The following is a 16,223-nucleotide window of genomic DNA, read 5'->3' as shown; positions in this document are numbered from 1 at the left end:
AGCATAGCCAAAAGAAAATATAGCAGAACTGTAAAATATAAAAGAGGTTGTGCCAACGTTTTGACACAACCTCTTTTCTATTCCCCTTACCCTCTTGATTTCCCGCCAATGTTTCAATACAAACGGCATCATTTTTCAAATGCTACAAATTGAACTTACCCCTGAACAACTCTAGTTATTAAAATGAGATAGCTGTTATTAACCCGGATAAGGTAAAGTTTGATTCATTCAATTACGGTTATAACAGCGTCGTGTCTTATCTCTTCTCAACAAAGATAGAAAGTAATACCTCTTTTCCACCCCTTTTCCTTCGCCGCTTATAAAGAAAAGTAATTCATCTTTGGTTTTCAACACTTTACCGTCATCATCACTTCATCTGTTTTTTCATCTTATCCGCAAGCACATTATGATGTGCTTGCTTTCTGTACGGCTGCTTTTTCTGCCAATTCTTTTTTCTCGGAAGCCTTTTTCTCTAGTTCCTCCTCTTCGTAATATTGTTTTCTACGTTTGTTAGATTGCTGAATCAGATTTGTGATATAAACTGTAAAGATAGGGAACATCATCATACCCAGGGCAGCCAACAAAACGGAAAGTACACGTCCGGTCACCGTCTGCGCTATGATATTCGAACCGACGGTAGTGACATCCATAAAAGCCCACCACAAAGCATCTCCATAACCATTCACCAAGGGATTCACCCGATGCTCAAGCACAAAAAATGCCAGACTGGAAAAATAGACCGTTGCCAACAACATCGTCAGATAAGAGACAAACAAACTCGAAGCACGATTGTAGGTCAACCAGCCGACCACAATGGCAAGCGCATATCCTCCTCTCAATAAAGGTATGAAACGGAGAAGATAGGTGATCTCATCCGAAAATGTCCACCCATAATAGGCGATAATATTCTGATAAGGAATCGCCACCAATAAAAAGATAAAATGCGTCCGCAAATAACGTCCCTTATGTTTTGCCAGAAAGAACTCCAATACAAAATCAAAAAGAAACCAAAGACAGATACATAGCTGTACTTTCATATACGAAGACTGTGTATAGAAAGGAATTCCCTTAAAAGTATCTACCGAGATACTAATAACCAGGAATAGGGACATTACTAATATAATAATGTGAAGAATACCATAGATTCCCTTTTTCCCGGAAATAAAATCTGAAAGCGCTGATTTCATAACTACTTAGTTTATAATAAAATGATTCATTTATAATTTAGATTGCTTAAAAACAATTGGAGAAAGCGATTGTTTCGGAAGAAGTAAATCCGGGGTTACAATCTCCCATTTCGGGGATGTTAATTAACGAACTTTGAAAGAGATTGCGGAAACATCTCACGCAAAATGTTGTTATAACACTGACTTTAAAATATTTTTCACTTAAAACCTTAACTTATGGCGAATATTAAAAATGCAGTGAAGCTGGGTGTGTTTACCCTGGCTATCATGAATGTTACGGCAGTAGTATCCTTGCGTGGACTACCAGCCGAGGCCGTATATGGAATGAGTTCGGCCTTCTATTATCTTTTTGCAGCTATTGTCTTTCTAATCCCTACATCGCTCGTTGCAGCAGAGTTGGCGGCGATGTTTCAGGATAAGCAGGGTGGTGTGTTCCGGTGGGTAGGCGAAGCCTACGGCAAAAAACTGGGATTCCTCGCCATTTGGGTACAATGGATCGAAAGTACGATCTGGTATCCGACAGTGTTAACGTTTGGTGCCGTATCTATCGCTTTCATCGGAATGAATGACGTACATGACATGTCACTGGCAAACAATAAGTATTATACGCTCGTCGTAGTGCTTATCATCTACTGGCTGGCTACTTTCATTTCCCTGAAAGGTATGAGCTGGGTAGGTAAGGTTGCTAAAATCGGTGGTATGGTCGGTACAATTATCCCGGCTGCCCTGTTGATTATCTTGGGAATCATTTATCTGGCAAGCGGCGGACATTCCAATATGGATTTCAACAGCAGCTTCTTCCCCGACTTTACCAACTTTGATAATGTTGTTCTTGCTGCCAGTATCTTCTTGTTTTATGCCGGTATGGAAATGGGTGGTATCCACGTAAAAGACGTAGAGAACCCTTCCAAAAACTATCCGAAAGCCGTATTCATCGGTGCACTTATCACAGTGTTGATCTTCGTTTTGGGTACTTTTGCATTAGGTGTGATTATCCCTGCAAAAGATATCAACCTGACTCAAAGTCTACTCGTCGGCTTCGACAACTATTTCAGATATATTCATGCTTCCTGGTTGTCACCAATCATTGCTGTCGCTCTTGCATTTGGTGTACTGGCAGGTGTATTAACATGGGTTGCCGGTCCGTCAAAAGGTATATTTGCCGTAGGTAAAGCGGGGTATATGCCTCCGTTCTTCCAGAAAACAAACAAACTGGGTGTACAGAAGAATATCCTGTTCGTACAAGGTATCGCTGTAACTGTATTAAGTCTGTTGTTCGTCGTTATGCCGTCCGTACAGAGCTTCTATCAGATTCTGTCACAGCTGACAGTTATTCTTTATCTGATTATGTACTTGTTGATGTTCTCCGGAGCTATCGCATTGCGTTATAAGATGAAGAAACTCAACCGTCCGTTCCGTATCGGTAAGTCAGGTAACGGTTTGATGTGGTTTGTTGGCGGTCTTGGTTTCTGCGGATCATTGCTTGCCTTTATCCTCAGCTTCATCCCGCCCAGCCAGATCTCTACAGGTAGCAACACTGTTTGGTTCTCCGTACTGATTATCGGTGCCATTATCGTTGTTATTGCTCCGTTTATTATCTATGCTTCCAAGAAACCGTCTTGGGTAGATCCAAACTCCAATTTCGAACCGTTCCACTGGGAAGTTCAGGCTCAACCTGCCACTGTCAATGTCAGTGCAAGTAACGCTAATGCTGCCCGTCCTACCGCAACTTCTGCACATACAGGAGGAGCAACCGGGGCAAGTACAGCTAAGCCTGGTGCAACCGTTTCTAATGCAGCAGCTCCTGATGCGGCATCCTCTGGTGCCACCGCTTCCGGTGCTACTCCATCAAGCAGCAGTTCTGCTACATCCGGCGGAAATTCTACTTCCGGCAAAGCATCTCCGGGAACCGGAGACAAAGATAAGGATGCACCTAAGTCGTAAAGAATAAGTGTTCATCCTGTTCACAAAAAAGTAAGAGGCTATTCAAACAGCTTTGAACTTATAAAATTACCCTCACTACAGTGAAGTGCTCCCCTTTAGTCGGTTATAAAACCTTTGGGATGCACTTCACGGTTGTAGTGAGGGGAATTTATTTTAGAGATTTTTGCAGGCCCTCTTATTTAGAAGTATGCCAATCATCATTTAATAGATACAATACCTAGCGATTGGAGATTACTTTATTGCCTGTGACTTTATTAGTTCCGGTTTTATCACCCGTGGCAACACAAAGCTGAAAGTAGATCCCCGGTTAATTTCCGAATCAAGTTCAAGATTTCCACCCAGATTTTGGATGATCGTTTGCGAAAGAGTCAGTCCAAGTCCTGTCCCCTGCATTTCACGATCAAGTTTTATGAAACGTGAGAATATTTTTTTCTGTTCCTCTTTCGGTATGCCAATGCCTGTATCGGACACAACAAAGCAAACCTCTTCCGTTCCTTTCAGGCTGCAACCCAAACGAATTTCACCCGATTCGGTGAATTTCATTGCATTATGTAACAGGTTAGACAATACCTGAATGATACGTTCCCGTTCCGAATACATCATTATAGGTTGTATGTGTGCCTCACAAACCAATTCCACCGACGAGTTATTCAATTTCGTCTTAAAAATTCCCTCCAACTCTCTTAGTAAATCATTGGCATCAAACTCCGTATAAACAAAATCTACTGTTCCCGATTCTATTTGAGAAAGATCGAAAATATCATTCACCAGGCGCAACAAGCGTTCATTATTCTCTGCAATAACATCAGCATACATTTTTCGTTCCTCTTCACTGGAAGCCGATACCATCAAACCGGAAAATCCGACAATTGCATTTAGCGGTGTACGTACCTCGTGACTCATATTAGCAATAAAGGCAGATTTCAATTTATCAGCAGAAATGGAATGTTCTCTTTCAATAGACAGCAGCCTTTGCGCATTTTTCAGCTCCGTCACATCATAAACAGTCAACACCATATAATCTTCACCATGAATATTCAAATAAGTACCCGATACCGATACATCGCAAGGAGTCACTTTCGTTTCATCCTCACTTAATAACTTCATGGAAGCTTCCAGATTTTTAAAACTTGCTTTCTTGTAAAAAGCTTTTCCGATAGACGCACGGATACAACATAGTTTGCATTGTTCATGCTGACCACATTCACCGGCTGCAATCGCATTTCTACAATGCAGCAAATCCCCGACTCTTTTGGTAACTCCACCTACCTGAATCGGAAGACGGTTTAAAGAATAATAATTGGTGTCACAAACCACAAAATCCTTGTCAATCAATAAGAAGTAAGCATTGATGTTCTGCAAAACCAGAGCCAACTTTTTAAGTTCATTCTCTTTGTTTTCCTTCGAATGCACCTCTTTCTGGAGTGAGTGGCACTTTGCCCACATATAGATGAAGGCAGCTAACAAAACTATTATAACAATAATCGCCAGTGATGACATAGTAATAGAGTGTTTATATTGTTTTGATCGTTTCAGTGCGTAAATTTATAAAATATGTCGCATAAATAGCTGTTTATCTACATATTTATTCTAACAAAAATGCATTTATATTTCCACGAGTCAGAAATTGGTAAAAATTTCCCTTTAAGTTATTGCGGTATTAAAAAATATACTTATCTTTGCACCCGCAAACGAGAAAGGTGCCATAGCTCAGTTGGTAGAGCAAAGGACTGAAAATCCTTGTGTCCCCGGTTCGATTCCTGGTGGCACCACTTCTTAAGCAATCGGAATGTAGCGCAGTTGGTAGCGCACTACGTTCGGGACGTAGGGGTCGGGCGTTCGAGTCGCCTCATTCCGACAAAATAAAGGGTAACTTTCTGGAGTACAGTAAGTTGCCCTTTATTTCTATTCAGTCACTTGAACAAATTCAGGACGGATATGTAATAAAACACAACCTATTATATCATGAAAAACAGGATTTATCTCTTTACAGTAGCAGTAGCTTCTTTTATGTGCATCAGCTGCACAAAAACTCAAACTACCCTTTCCGAGAATGAAAAGACAGTCAATCCTCCCATCATGGGATGGAGTTCATGGAATGCATTTCGCGTAGACATCAGCGAAGACATCATCAAGCATCAAGCCGACCTGATGGTGAAAAAAGGTCTGAAAGATGCCGGATATCATTATGTCAATGTTGATGACGGCTATTTCGGAAAGCGCGATGACAACGGAATTATGCATACCCACGAACAACGTTTCCCGAATGGGATGAAACCAATTGCGGATTACGTTCACGGCCTGGGAATGAAAGCCGGTCTCTATACCGATGCGGGCAACAGTACATGTGGCTCCATGTGGGACAATGATGCAGCAGGCGTAGGAGCTGGTATCTATGGACACGAACCGCAAGACGCCCAATTATACTTTGGCGACTGGGGTTTCGACTTTATCAAAATTGATTACTGCGGAGGAGATGTGCTGGGACTTAATGAAAAGGAACGCTACACTTCCATCCGGAACAGTATAGACAAAGTAAACAAAGATGTTTCCATCAATATTTGCCGATGGGCCTTCCCGGGCACTTGGGCTAAAGATGCAGCAACTTCCTGGCGTATCAGTGGAGATATTAATGCACATTGGGGATCATTAAGATATGTAGTCGGAAAGAATCTCTACCTGTCGGCTTATGCCGGAAACGGACATTATAATGACATGGATATGATGGTCATCGGATTCCGCAACGACAGTAAAGTAGGTGGACAAGGTCTTACCCCGACAGAAGAAGAAGCTCATTTCGGTTTGTGGTGTATCATGAGCTCTCCTTTGCTTATCGGATGCAATCTGGAAAACATGCCGGATTCTTCGCTCGAACTGCTGACAAATAAAGAACTGATCGCCCTCAACCAAGATCCGCTGGGCTTACAGGCTTATGTAGCTCAACATGAAAATGAAGGTTATGTACTCGTAAAAGATATTGAACAGAAACGTGGGAATGTACGTGCAGTAGCTCTTTACAATCCTTCCGATACCATCTGTAGTTTTTCCGTGCCGTTCTCTTCACTGGAATTTGGAGGAAACGTAAAAGTACGTGATCTGGTAAAACATAGCGATTTAGGAAACTTCTCCGGTACCTTCGAACAAACGCTTCCTGCACACAGTGCCATGTTCCTCCGCATAGAAGGCGAAACACGTCTGGAACCGACCCTCTACGAAGCGGAATGGGCTTACCTACCTCTTTTCAATGACCTTGGCAAAAATCCTAAAGGTATTATTTATGCCCATGATAAGGAAGCCTCCGGCAAAATGAAAGTAGGTTTCCTTGGCGGACAACCTGAAAACTATGCCGAATGGCGGGAAGTATATAGCGAAAATGGCGGACGCTATGATATGACCATCCATTATTTATATGGCAAAGGACGACAAATAGAACTGGACGTAAACGGTATCATTACCAAAATCGACTCTTTGGGAAAGGATAACGGTCATAACCAAATCACAGTTCCCGTTGAATTAAAAGCCGGATACAACACTATTCGCATGGGTAATAGTTATAACTGGGCACCGGACATCGACTGCTTCACTCTGAAGAAAGCGCTGTAATTTGACTATATAACCTCATATATTAAAAGGAGTAATAACGGAATAAATATGCCTCAGGCATTTTAAAATCCATTATTGCTCCTTTTTAGTTTAGATACTGTCTAGTAATTCGTATCATATTTTATCTCTTCATACCTATTCCTGTTTATTCCGGTGTTATCGTAATTTCCGCTTTCTCTCTTACATTCACCTGCAAACGTGCATCTTCTGTCAGAGGTGTCCAGACCACCCGCTTACATTCTCCTTTCTGCAGATCATTAGAGTGCTGATTGCTGCCACTCAGATATTCCGTCCCCACTTCTGTATTCTCAAATGTCCATCTCCATACACCATCCAAATTCAGATAGAAGTTTTCAATTTTACTATCCTTTGCATGAAAGTCCAGCCCATTTCCCTGAATATCACACGAACCAAGTCGACAAGAATCCAATGATATGTTATAACGATTACCACGGACAAACAATGAATCTGTTTCAATACCTATCAGATTCAATTTCAAACCTTCTTCACCGGTAACTATACCGGTCAGTGAATCCACAGCCAAACTCACATCAAAACCACTCACAAAGATATAATCTCTGTCCCGATACTTTTCCGGAATATTGTTCACATTAAGATCTAACTTCATAAACAAAGTATCATTCTTCTGGGTAACATTCAAATAGTCTCCTTTCGGATATGAAACCTGTTCTTTCCCTGACGAAGCAGCAGTAGATCCTATTTTCATTTCGCCGCTAATAAACACACGTCTCGCTTCAGATACTCCATCCTGGCTGGTAAACACCTTTATAACATGTACGCCATTCAAATCCATTTTCACCTGTTCATTACCCAAAAAGGCTCCATCTTCCTGGTAAGGCTTCCCCGACATAAATATGAAAATAATAGTTGCCACAATTACAATCAATCCGGAAACGAGAAGGCCTATAAATATATAAGTAGTACGTTTCATAATATTTCGTCTTTATTCTATTTCTGCTTTTTTATAAACTCATGATACATTGTCTCTATTTCTTTTATCGGTATATCAAGCGTATACAGCTGACGAAAGAAATAGTCCAATTCTTCTTTCAGAAAGGTATCCTTACGGAGAGAATGAATCAGCTCTTTTGCTCCTGAAGCTACAAAATACCCTATGCCACGTTTATTATAAATAACATTTTGTACCTGAAGATAGTCAAAGGAACGCATCACCGTATTAGCATTCACCTCCACAATGGCAGCATACTCTCTGACAGAAGGGATCCGCTCCTCTTCCGGATATTGCCCCAGCAATATCTCATCACAGATTCTATCTGCAATCTGTAAATAAATAGCTTTACTTTCTTTAAAATTCATAGGCTAAGGTATTACATTCTATTAATAATTTCAGACTCCTTAAAGCGGAAATAAGCCAGTACCCAATTCACCAACGCAAAAAAGATGCCGGCAACAATTACAATCCACAGAGTGGTTTCTTTCGACTCCAGCACACCTCCTGAATAATACCTGCCGCTTTCCAACAGCACTTTGCTTACCAAAGCACCGACAGCAAAATATACCATACCAATAATGGTTCCCGACGCAAATGTTTTCAGGAAAGAATTTTTAGGCCAAATCGAACTGCCCAATACGAATAAGGATTGAACAAAGAAATAACCTGATATCAGCGCTCCAAATTCCAAGCCTCGCCTGCATAAAGTATAATATTTTTCATCACCAACCAAATGCGACAAGTCGACAGGAGCAATAAAATCCTTCTCCGGATAAGCCAAAGAATAAATAGTAAAACGCGTATAATCCGCCAACTTATAACATATCAGGAAAACAACCAGATACACAACTGTAAATACAAACCATCTGGAGAAAAACTTCTCAAAAGGAGTTGCCGGAATCATTAACATGGAAGTACGGCTCGTTTTCGTTTTCATCTTTTCCATTGTAAACGAAGCACTCAAACAACCGAATCCCCACAGAGCCCAGATAAAAGTGACAAGAAGAAATATCCACGCCGGATCTTCCTGATAATTATAAGTACCTCTATACCTAAAATATCCATTCCAAACCATTACCACTGCCATCACTCCATACATCAACACCATACGAAGCACATTCGATTTCCAATTCTCCACCATCTCCTTACGGCAAAGATTCATAAAACGAGGCAAACTGAAAAAAGTATCTTTTATCATCGTCTTTTATTTTTGAGTGTGAAACAATCGGGCTATCTCTTCAGGAGTAGCCAGTGTAGCATTAAAAAGAAGTTCCAGGTTTAGTTCCGACTCGTCCTGCTTTTCATTAGGAAGGATCAGGTAGTTACCCTGAATAGTAGGAATTGCAAAAAGCGCACTTTTGGCCAATTCCCGATCATCACTCTCCACAAAGAAAAGTTTGTCGCAAATATTACTTGTCGATTCATCGAGCAACACACGACTGTCATCCATTATCAACACATGATCGAGCACTTTGTCGATGTCACGAACCTGATGTGTGGAAATCACAATCGTCTTATCATCCGACATACCCGATGCTATAAACTTGCGGAACTGACTTTTGCCTGGAATATCCAGCCCGTTGGTCGGTTCATCCATCAACAAAAGAGAGGTATTCGTAGCAAGCGCAAAACTCATGAACACTTTCTTTTTCTGCCCCATAGAAAGCGATCCGAGATCAATATCTATATCCATCTCAAAATAATGGAGATATTTAATCATCTCTTCCTTACTGAAACGAGGATAAAAAGGACTGTTTAACTCAATATAGCTGACCAAAGAAACCGAAGGCAACTCAAATTCTTCGGGAACTAAAAACATATCCTGCAAAGTAACCGGCAACCGACGGCGTACATCTGTATCGTGAAACATCACTTTGCCGTTTTTAGGAGTCAACAAGCCGGACATCAGATAGAGAAGAGTAGATTTTCCCGCACCATTCTTTCCCAACAGTCCATATACCCTGCCGGATTCGAACGAAAGCGAAAAATCACGTAGTACCGCACGCTTCGATTTACGATAAGTAAATGAAAGATTTTCTACTGTAATCATAGTATTTCTGTTTAATGAATAATGATCTTTAGGTGTATTAGTGTAATAGTACACCACAAAAGTAGGTAATCTTTTGAATATTCCAATAGAAAAGGAGAAAAAAGTGCAAAAAAAGGAGGAGCTAAGATCACTCTCCACTCCTCCTGTCACGACAAACAACTAAAATTATTCACTATTTGATGCCGTCCAATGCCCTTTTAGCAGTAGCATTAGCGGGGTCTATAGCCAGAATTTTACTCCAGTATTCTATGGATTTATCTTTGTTAGCCTTTGCTTCGGCTTTCAATGCCGGATTTTCGATAGCTAACAAATAGTAATATCCAAGATAACTGTAGCATTCAACCAAAGCTGAATTGTAATGAGGATCGTTTTTGCTTTCCAATAAAGCGGCCACTTCCTCATAGAAAGGTTTCGCAAGTCCTTGAGTTGTTTCAGGGTCAAGTGCAGAATTGGCACGTGCTCTCCAGAAGTTACCCAAATAGCTGTCCGGCGCTGCTTCCGCAATTGCATGGAAAGTAGAATCGGCGGACATTAACGCCTGCTTACGTTCTTCAACAGTGATTGCTAATGAATCAGGTTGCGTACCAGCACCGTAATAAAGTCTACCAAACTGGAACTGTAAGTCCGGAGTCTGTTTTTCCTTATCAAGAGATGCATAATATTTCTGGTAAGCACTGATTGCTTTTTTATAATCGTTCTTCTGTTCGTAAGCAGAAGAGATATTTTTAAATAAATCCGTCTTCGTCGGATCCATCTTTACCGCTTTCTCATATTGTACTACTGCATCATCATATTTTTTCAGACTCTCCAACAGATGTCCATAATACATATAATCCAAATACGAATAATCGGCTTTATCACATTCCTTGAAGAAGACATCGGCAGCCTTCAACGCTTCATCAAAACGTTTCAGGTCAGTATAATTATACATTGCCAAACGATTGAACGCAGCATGACGGGCATTCTTTTGCAATCCCATATTAGCTACTTCGAGTGATTTATCAAAATCATGGTTCAAAAATAAAGCAAAAGCATACTTCACCAAATCTTCTTCCGTAGCAGTAGGTCCCATTGCAAAATTCGCATAAGCTTCTACTGCCTTATTAAAATCATTTTTTAAATAGTAAATTTCGGCTAATTTTTTATCTACAGCTGTGTTGGACGGTTCCAGGTCCTTCAATTGGTTCAGCTTCTCAATGGCAAGACTTGCATTGGCTGATTTATAAATATCTGCATATTTCAGATAAGCTTCCGTACATTTCGGATCGAAATAAATTGCCTCCTCATACTTTTGAGAAGCAAGACCCGCATTTTTCTGTTTTACGGCAATATTTCCTTCCAATACAGAAGCAAGAGCCGATTTACCATTCGCTTTTCTGGCAAGAGCTGCATACTCCTGCGCTTCGGGAATCTTGTCAGCATTCAGATATGCGTCTCCAATAGCCACCAACAATTCCACATTTTTCTTATTTTTTCCTTTAATCAGATGTTCAGCTTCTTCAGCAGCCTGTGCCGGATTCGTCTGAATAGTTTCTTTCAATTTCGCAACCCCAGCCTGCCATTCGGCGTCAGATGATTGCGCATAGAGCGACCCTACTGCTATAAACGCTCCAGCTAAAAACATTTGTACTCTTTTCATTATAGTCTCTAATTTTAGTTATTATTCGTCTTTCACGTGGACAATACGCACCGGCTGAGTAGCCGGAACAAGTCCGGATTTTAATATAATCCTCTGCCCTTTATCGGATGTCATAAAAGAAGCAAATCCCCAAGGCAGCCCACTGCGAGGATCATTCAGCAATGCATAAATAGATCGTGCCAACGGATAGTTACCATAGAACAGGTAAGCCTGATAAGGTTTATAACTGTTAGCAGGAGTTGCCACATCCTCTGCACTCACTGACATCACTCTGATCTCTTCGCGAAAAGAAAGATTGGTTGTATCACTGCGGTTCCCCAACCAGTTTACTCCAACAACTCCCATAGCGTCGGGATTATTCGCTACATAATCTATCACCTGCTGGTTGGTTTTCAAGGCACTGACGTTACCTTCAGCCAACTCTTTTCCACCACAGATTGAGTCCATTGCAAAACGTACGGTACTGGAGTTCTTATTATCGAACACTACCTGAATCCCTTTCAAGCGGGAATTCGGATTAACCTCTTTCCAGTTTTTCACCTCACCGGTAAGGATGCGGCGGAAATCACGTACACTCAACAAAGAATCCGGATTAGCACGATTCACAATCAATGCCAGACCGTCCGTAGCCAATTTTATCTCGCGAGGGAAAAACTTACGGCTGTGGAATGAATTCATTTCTTCCTTAGTCAGTGTCCGGGTTGCAATAGCCAACCGGACACTGTCTTTCAGAAGTAAATTTATCGCTTCCACTTCAGTTGTGTAGCGAGGGACAATCCCGGCCAAAGGGTACAGGCTCTCAAACACCTCTATCTCTTCTTGTATGATAGGTTCGAAACTCTCATCCGCTGCGATAGATACCACACCGGAAGAATAAGTATCCGTCGGTCCTTTTGATTTTGAGTTACAAGCACTCAAGACCACCAACGCTACGAGTCCTATCAGCCTAAATTGTCTCTTCATCATCTTTTATTGTAATCTAAACATTACCGGAACGGTGAACTTCACACGTACCGCTTTTCCATTCTGCTTACCAGGGAGCCATTTCGGCATGCTTTTTACCACACGAACAGCTTCCTTATCCAGATAAGGGTCTACACCACGAGCCACATGTACGTCAGAAATAGAACCATCACGTTCTACAACGAACTGTATGATAACGCGACCTTGTGTTCCATTCTCCTGTGCAATAGTCGGATATTTGATATTCTTACCCAGGTAAGCCATCAATTCAGTCTGTCCACCAGGGAAAGTCGGCATTTGTTCTACCATATCGAAAACCTTTTCCGGTTCCGGTGCAGCCTGTGTTACCACCTGCTTAAGGTCTGCGATATCTTTACCATTAGCCTCGTCATTACCTTTTACGTCGGCAATAGAGATGGATACTTTGGTAGCATTCAAATCTTCCTGGCTCTTGATCTCGTCATCCTCATGCACCTCTTCATCTTTCTTGATGACAGGAGCAGTAAACTTGATAGAACTCTTCAAAGCAGGGGGAGGAGGTGCAACCGGTTCTACGCGTTTCATCTCTTCCTGTTTGATTTCAGGTTCTTCCAATTTTGACAGAGTAGTTACTTCTGTCATCACTTCTTTCTGCTCCGGAGTTGCCAACTTAAGCAGTGTAGGGATACTAAATCCAACTGCTGCTATAATCACCACAATCAACATTGCAACATTGTGTCGCTTTGTCGAATTGGCACGCATTCTATATGCGCCGTATGCTTGGTTCTTGCCTTCAAAAATCAGTTGACACCATTCCGAAGAAGCTAAATCTAATTTTGCCATTTTACTTTTCTTTTTTAGGTGTTACATCAATTATCGGCTAAGTTCTGTGACAATTCACCTTTCGCATCGTAATTCTTCATCAAGAATTCATCAGCTTCTGCAATGTCTGTTATCACATATTTACCAATATTACATATCTGCATTTCGTCCAGCGCGTCAATCAGATTCATATAAGAAGCATCATCCGTAGCCTTGATAATTACGGTCGGTGTATCCTTTCCGCTCTTTATCTCGGAAACCTGCTTCTTAAATTCGTCATCCGTGATCTTAAGATCAAGTTTTTGCTGCTTCAATTCTCTTACTTTATTGACAGCAACAGCATTCTTCTGAAGAAGTACGGCACGCAGTCCATCTGCACCGTAGCTAGTTTCTTTCAACGAGGTATAATCCTTATAGTTAGGTTCCCCCTCGTAATAATAGAGTTTGTTATCAGCTCCCAGCAATAACGTAATTGCTTGTGAAGCCTTCACCATACTCTTTTGGTTTTCAGTTATATCTTTGTCATTACTCGGCATGCTTATCTCCATCGTCTGAGGTTTGCTCAGTGTGGTACAAAGCATAAAGAAAGTAATCAGCAACATGTTCATGTCCACCATCGGTGTAAAGTCCACCCGGACAGTCATTTTCTTTTGCTTGCTCTTTCCTCTTTTTCCGCCGCTCTCTTGTACTTCAGCACTCATTGTATTTCCTCCTTTTTAATTTTCAGATTCTGCCTTGAGAGAAGTAATCAGATTGTACCGATTTTCCCGCAAATCCTGAAGTGAGTTCATAACGTTCTTTATCACTGAGTATGGAGTTGTAGCGTCTGCCTTGATAGCAATACGTAGATCAGCGTTAGCGGCACGTGCATTACGTACCCACGATTTAAACTGATTGTCAACACTATCGCATGGAATACCTTCATTCTTTAGGATCTTATCCCGTTGATCTTCCGGGAGATCAAGATATTTCTGCATACTTCTGATAGGTACTCCAAAAGTAGAAGACAAGATAAATCTCTTCTCCTGTTCCGGAGTAAACTTAATGCCATACTCTTCACCCATGCTCTCCAATACAGCCTGCATATCCTGCTGCTTGTCGAGGCTCATAAATATTTTTCCTTCCGGATCAACCAGAATCTGGAGTACATTCGTCTCCGGAATCTTGATTTCCGATACGGAAGCCGGAGTGGTAACTTGTACTGGTTCTTTCTTCACAAATGTTGAAGTCAACATAAAGAAAGTCAGAAGCAATACAGTAACGTCACTCATAGCTGTCATATCTATGAACGTACTTTTCTTTTTAATTTGCGCTCTACCCATGATTAATAATAGATTTTATAAGGGTTCGCAGAATTAGTGAGTAGCAGCAAAAGTTTGCACGATAGAGAATCCGACTTCGTCGAGTCCGTAAGTCAATTTATCGATTTTGTTAGTGTAATAGTTGTAAGAAATAACAGCCAATGCACCAGTCAAGATACCGAAAGCAGTATTAATCAAAGCTTCAGAGATACCTTGTGACAAAGCCATAGAGTCAGCACCACCACCAGCAGACAAAGCAGCAAATGAACGGATCATACCGATTACAGTACCAAGCAATCCCATCAATGTACCCAAAGTAGTGATAGTAGCGATGATCGGAAGATTTTGTTGCATCATAGGCATTTCCAAAGCAGTAGCTTCTTCAAGTTCTTTCTGGATAGCCAACAGCTTCTGTTCTTTAGGAAGAGCTGTGTTCTTTTCCATTTCTTCATACTTACGCAAAGTAGAAGTTACTACGTTAGCAACAGAACCACGTTGTTTGTCACAGATTTCCTGTGCTTTCTTCATGTCACCTGCAGCTAAAGCGTCTTTGATGTTAGCTACAAACTTAGACAATGAACCTTTACCGAAAGCAGAACGAAGAGCAAAATAACGCTCGATGCTCAAAGCAAGTACGGTTAACAACAATGTCTGGATAATAGGTACGATGATACCACCTTTGTAAATAGTACCCAACATGTTCAACGGGTGATTGTTAGGGTCATTGTTCATAAAGTTGGACGGGTTACCTAATAAGAATTGAAAGATACATACAGCTATTACTAAACAGCAGATGATTACGATACCGGCATTCTTTATACCTACAACTTGAGTTTTTTTAGTAGTTTCCATAATAAGTTTTTTTGTTAAGAAATTAATTTTAGTTATTTAGGAAGTAAATTTTTCAATTAGACACACTGCGCTACAGACCCTGCAACTTTTAATAGGTAAAGTCACACGGTTTCATACAGAGTACGAAAAAAAACGAATAAAAATGGAGAAAAGACTAAATAAGGATGCGTCTTAAAGCGAACACGTAGTAGTCGCTACACGTAATGGAGTAATGTGGATCCTTATCGGAATAAAATGATTTACTTTGATCCAATACTAAAGAGTTTTCTCTTAACACGAGAAACTTTTGCATAACGTCTTTCAAGGAGTCATTGATTTCAATGATTCTCCGCAGACGATAATTATTAGAGTTTGATTCTGTTACGAGTTTAAGTCCTAATTCTACGTCAGAAACAGACAAAGAACGGACGCTATCATAGCTAACAGACTGCCCATCCACAGAAGAGCGTTGATTGCTGTCAGAAGATAATTCTGATAATTGACAAGGTGAGTCACTAAAAATACAAGTAGAGAAATTCATAGCATTTCCGCTTACGCTAAAAGATAGCATCAGCAGAAGAAAAGCTAATATGAATTTCGGGGAAAGTTTCATTGTATTTTTAGTTGTTTAATCAATTACAATAGATTCGGCCACAAATGTAGCAATTAATTGTATATGTTTATCGTCGTTCACATCATTTAAACATTTAAGTTTAACTCTTTTATAAAAACAAGCTACAATATGTTTTGTTCGATGAGTTTGCGACTTAATATGTTAAAAAAACATTTCCTCTGAATATCCAGAGTTTTAAGAAATTAAAAATCCCCTCCAATATTCCTACTGAAGGGGACTTTTCTTAAAAACGGCGGCTACCTACTCTCCCACTGTTACGCAGTACCATCGGCGTGACGAGGCTTAACTTCTCTGTTC

15 protein-coding genes and 2 tRNA genes are annotated in these 16,223 nt (G+C 40.7%); 4 read left to right on the top strand and 13 right to left on the bottom strand.

Features of this window, described 5'->3' with window-relative positions:
* Positions 1-404: 404 nt before the first annotated feature.
* Positions 405-1,187, bottom strand: coding sequence for a potassium channel family protein (locus tag AB5217_RS24280; protein ID WP_004311932.1), 783 nt, complete (start codon positions 1,185-1,187; stop codon positions 405-407).
* A 216-nt stretch (positions 1,188-1,403) separates the two neighbouring features.
* Between AB5217_RS24280 and gadC the strand changes: the two genes are divergently transcribed.
* A complete protein-coding gene (gene gadC, locus AB5217_RS24275) occupies positions 1,404-3,131 on the top strand; it encodes a putative glutamine/gamma-aminobutyrate antiporter GadC (protein ID WP_004296275.1) in 1,728 nt (575 codons plus the stop codon).
* A 231-nt stretch (positions 3,132-3,362) separates the two neighbouring features.
* Here gadC and AB5217_RS24270 read toward each other — a convergent pair whose 3' ends face one another.
* Positions 3,363-4,631, bottom strand: coding sequence for a sensor histidine kinase (locus AB5217_RS24270; protein ID WP_004327130.1), 1,269 nt, complete (start codon positions 4,629-4,631; stop codon positions 3,363-3,365).
* A 199-nt stretch (positions 4,632-4,830) separates the two neighbouring features.
* Between AB5217_RS24270 and AB5217_RS24265 the strand changes: the two genes are divergently transcribed.
* From AB5217_RS24265 to AB5217_RS24255, 3 genes are all read left to right on the top strand, one after another.
* Positions 4,831-4,903 (top strand) — tRNA-Phe (locus tag AB5217_RS24265).
* A 13-nt stretch (positions 4,904-4,916) separates the two neighbouring features.
* Positions 4,917-4,989 (top strand) — tRNA-Pro (locus AB5217_RS24260).
* Positions 4,990-5,096: 107 nt separating this feature from the next.
* On the top strand, positions 5,097-6,734 hold the full coding sequence (locus AB5217_RS24255) for an alpha-galactosidase D (protein WP_032844183.1): 1,638 nt from the start codon (positions 5,097-5,099) through the stop codon (positions 6,732-6,734).
* A gap of 145 nt (positions 6,735-6,879) precedes the next feature.
* Here the strand turns inward: AB5217_RS24255 and AB5217_RS24250 are convergent, their stop codons facing one another.
* The 11 genes from AB5217_RS24250 to AB5217_RS24200 form a co-directional block, all read right to left on the bottom strand.
* On the bottom strand, positions 6,880-7,686 hold the full coding sequence (locus AB5217_RS24250) for a hypothetical protein (RefSeq protein WP_032844182.1): 807 nt from the start codon (positions 7,684-7,686) through the stop codon (positions 6,880-6,882).
* Positions 7,687-7,703: 17 nt separating this feature from the next.
* Positions 7,704-8,072 carry a GntR family transcriptional regulator gene (locus AB5217_RS24245; protein WP_032844181.1) on the bottom strand — a complete coding sequence of 123 codons (369 nt, stop codon included), beginning with the start codon at positions 8,070-8,072 and terminating at the stop codon, positions 7,704-7,706.
* An 11-nt stretch (positions 8,073-8,083) separates the two neighbouring features.
* A complete protein-coding gene (locus tag AB5217_RS24240; protein WP_032844180.1) occupies positions 8,084-8,905 on the bottom strand; it encodes a hypothetical protein in 822 nt (273 codons plus the stop codon).
* A 6-nt stretch (positions 8,906-8,911) separates the two neighbouring features.
* Positions 8,912-9,757: an ATP-binding cassette domain-containing protein gene (locus tag AB5217_RS24235; RefSeq protein ID WP_004306914.1), complete on the bottom strand. Its 846-nt coding sequence runs from the start codon at positions 9,755-9,757 to the stop codon at positions 8,912-8,914.
* 172 nt (positions 9,758-9,929) lie between these two features.
* Positions 9,930-11,396, bottom strand: a complete 1,467-nt coding sequence (locus AB5217_RS24230) for a tetratricopeptide repeat protein (protein WP_004296283.1) — start codon at positions 11,394-11,396, stop codon at positions 9,930-9,932.
* Positions 11,397-11,417: 21 nt separating this feature from the next.
* On the bottom strand, positions 11,418-12,362 hold the full coding sequence (locus AB5217_RS24225) for a PstS family phosphate ABC transporter substrate-binding protein (protein ID WP_004296284.1): 945 nt from the start codon (positions 12,360-12,362) through the stop codon (positions 11,418-11,420).
* Between the two features lie 3 nt (positions 12,363-12,365).
* On the bottom strand, positions 12,366-13,181 hold the full coding sequence (locus tag AB5217_RS24220) for an energy transducer TonB (protein ID WP_032844179.1): 816 nt from the start codon (positions 13,179-13,181) through the stop codon (positions 12,366-12,368).
* A 26-nt stretch (positions 13,182-13,207) separates the two neighbouring features.
* A complete protein-coding gene (locus AB5217_RS24215; RefSeq protein ID WP_004327119.1) occupies positions 13,208-13,861 on the bottom strand; it encodes an ExbD/TolR family protein in 654 nt (217 codons plus the stop codon).
* Between the two features lie 15 nt (positions 13,862-13,876).
* On the bottom strand, positions 13,877-14,482 hold the full coding sequence (locus AB5217_RS24210; RefSeq protein ID WP_004311924.1) for an ExbD/TolR family protein: 606 nt from the start codon (positions 14,480-14,482) through the stop codon (positions 13,877-13,879).
* Between the two features lie 33 nt (positions 14,483-14,515).
* Positions 14,516-15,313, bottom strand: coding sequence for a MotA/TolQ/ExbB proton channel family protein (locus AB5217_RS24205; RefSeq protein WP_004311923.1), 798 nt, complete (start codon positions 15,311-15,313; stop codon positions 14,516-14,518).
* A 154-nt stretch (positions 15,314-15,467) separates the two neighbouring features.
* Complete coding sequence (locus AB5217_RS24200; protein WP_004327118.1) at positions 15,468-15,905, bottom strand: hypothetical protein; 438 nt, start codon at positions 15,903-15,905, stop codon at positions 15,468-15,470.
* Positions 15,906-16,223: the final 318 nt, after the last annotated feature.

The sequence above is a fragment of the Bacteroides sp. MSSM.1001136sp1_RTP21357st2_D2_RTP21359_211015 genome (assembly GCF_040913205.1).
In the GTDB taxonomy this organism is placed as follows: domain Bacteria; phylum Bacteroidota; class Bacteroidia; order Bacteroidales; family Bacteroidaceae; genus Bacteroides; species Bacteroides ovatus.
This window is presented reverse-complemented; position numbering and strand designations above follow the sequence as displayed.

What these genes read in the sequence shown, in the direction of transcription:
- AB5217_RS24205 (WP_004311923.1), bottom strand. Translation starts at nt 15,313, where the DNA reads ATGGAAACTACTAAAAAAACTCAAGTTGTAGGTATAAAGAATGCCGGT.
- AB5217_RS24255 (WP_032844183.1), top strand. Translation starts at nt 5,097, where the DNA reads ATGAAAAACAGGATTTATCTCTTTACAGTAGCAGTAGCTTCTTTTATG.
- AB5217_RS24230 (WP_004296283.1), bottom strand. Translation starts at nt 11,396, where the DNA reads ATGAAAAGAGTACAAATGTTTTTAGCTGGAGCGTTTATAGCAGTAGGG.
- AB5217_RS24200 (WP_004327118.1), bottom strand. Translation starts at nt 15,905, where the DNA reads ATGAAACTTTCCCCGAAATTCATATTAGCTTTTCTTCTGCTGATGCTA.
- AB5217_RS24210 (WP_004311924.1), bottom strand. Translation starts at nt 14,482, where the DNA reads ATGGGTAGAGCGCAAATTAAAAAGAAAAGTACGTTCATAGATATGACA.
- AB5217_RS24270 (WP_004327130.1), bottom strand. Translation starts at nt 4,631, where the DNA reads ATGTCATCACTGGCGATTATTGTTATAATAGTTTTGTTAGCTGCCTTC.
- gadC (WP_004296275.1), top strand. Translation starts at nt 1,404, where the DNA reads ATGGCGAATATTAAAAATGCAGTGAAGCTGGGTGTGTTTACCCTGGCT.
- AB5217_RS24215 (WP_004327119.1), bottom strand. Translation starts at nt 13,861, where the DNA reads ATGAGTGCTGAAGTACAAGAGAGCGGCGGAAAAAGAGGAAAGAGCAAG.
- AB5217_RS24245 (WP_032844181.1), bottom strand. Translation starts at nt 8,072, where the DNA reads ATGAATTTTAAAGAAAGTAAAGCTATTTATTTACAGATTGCAGATAGA.
- AB5217_RS24235 (WP_004306914.1), bottom strand. Translation starts at nt 9,757, where the DNA reads ATGATTACAGTAGAAAATCTTTCATTTACTTATCGTAAATCGAAGCGT.
- AB5217_RS24280 (WP_004311932.1), bottom strand. Translation starts at nt 1,187, where the DNA reads ATGAAATCAGCGCTTTCAGATTTTATTTCCGGGAAAAAGGGAATCTAT.
- AB5217_RS24220 (WP_032844179.1), bottom strand. Translation starts at nt 13,181, where the DNA reads ATGGCAAAATTAGATTTAGCTTCTTCGGAATGGTGTCAACTGATTTTT.
- AB5217_RS24225 (WP_004296284.1), bottom strand. Translation starts at nt 12,362, where the DNA reads ATGATGAAGAGACAATTTAGGCTGATAGGACTCGTAGCGTTGGTGGTC.
- AB5217_RS24250 (WP_032844182.1), bottom strand. Translation starts at nt 7,686, where the DNA reads ATGAAACGTACTACTTATATATTTATAGGCCTTCTCGTTTCCGGATTG.
- AB5217_RS24240 (WP_032844180.1), bottom strand. Translation starts at nt 8,905, where the DNA reads ATGATAAAAGATACTTTTTTCAGTTTGCCTCGTTTTATGAATCTTTGC.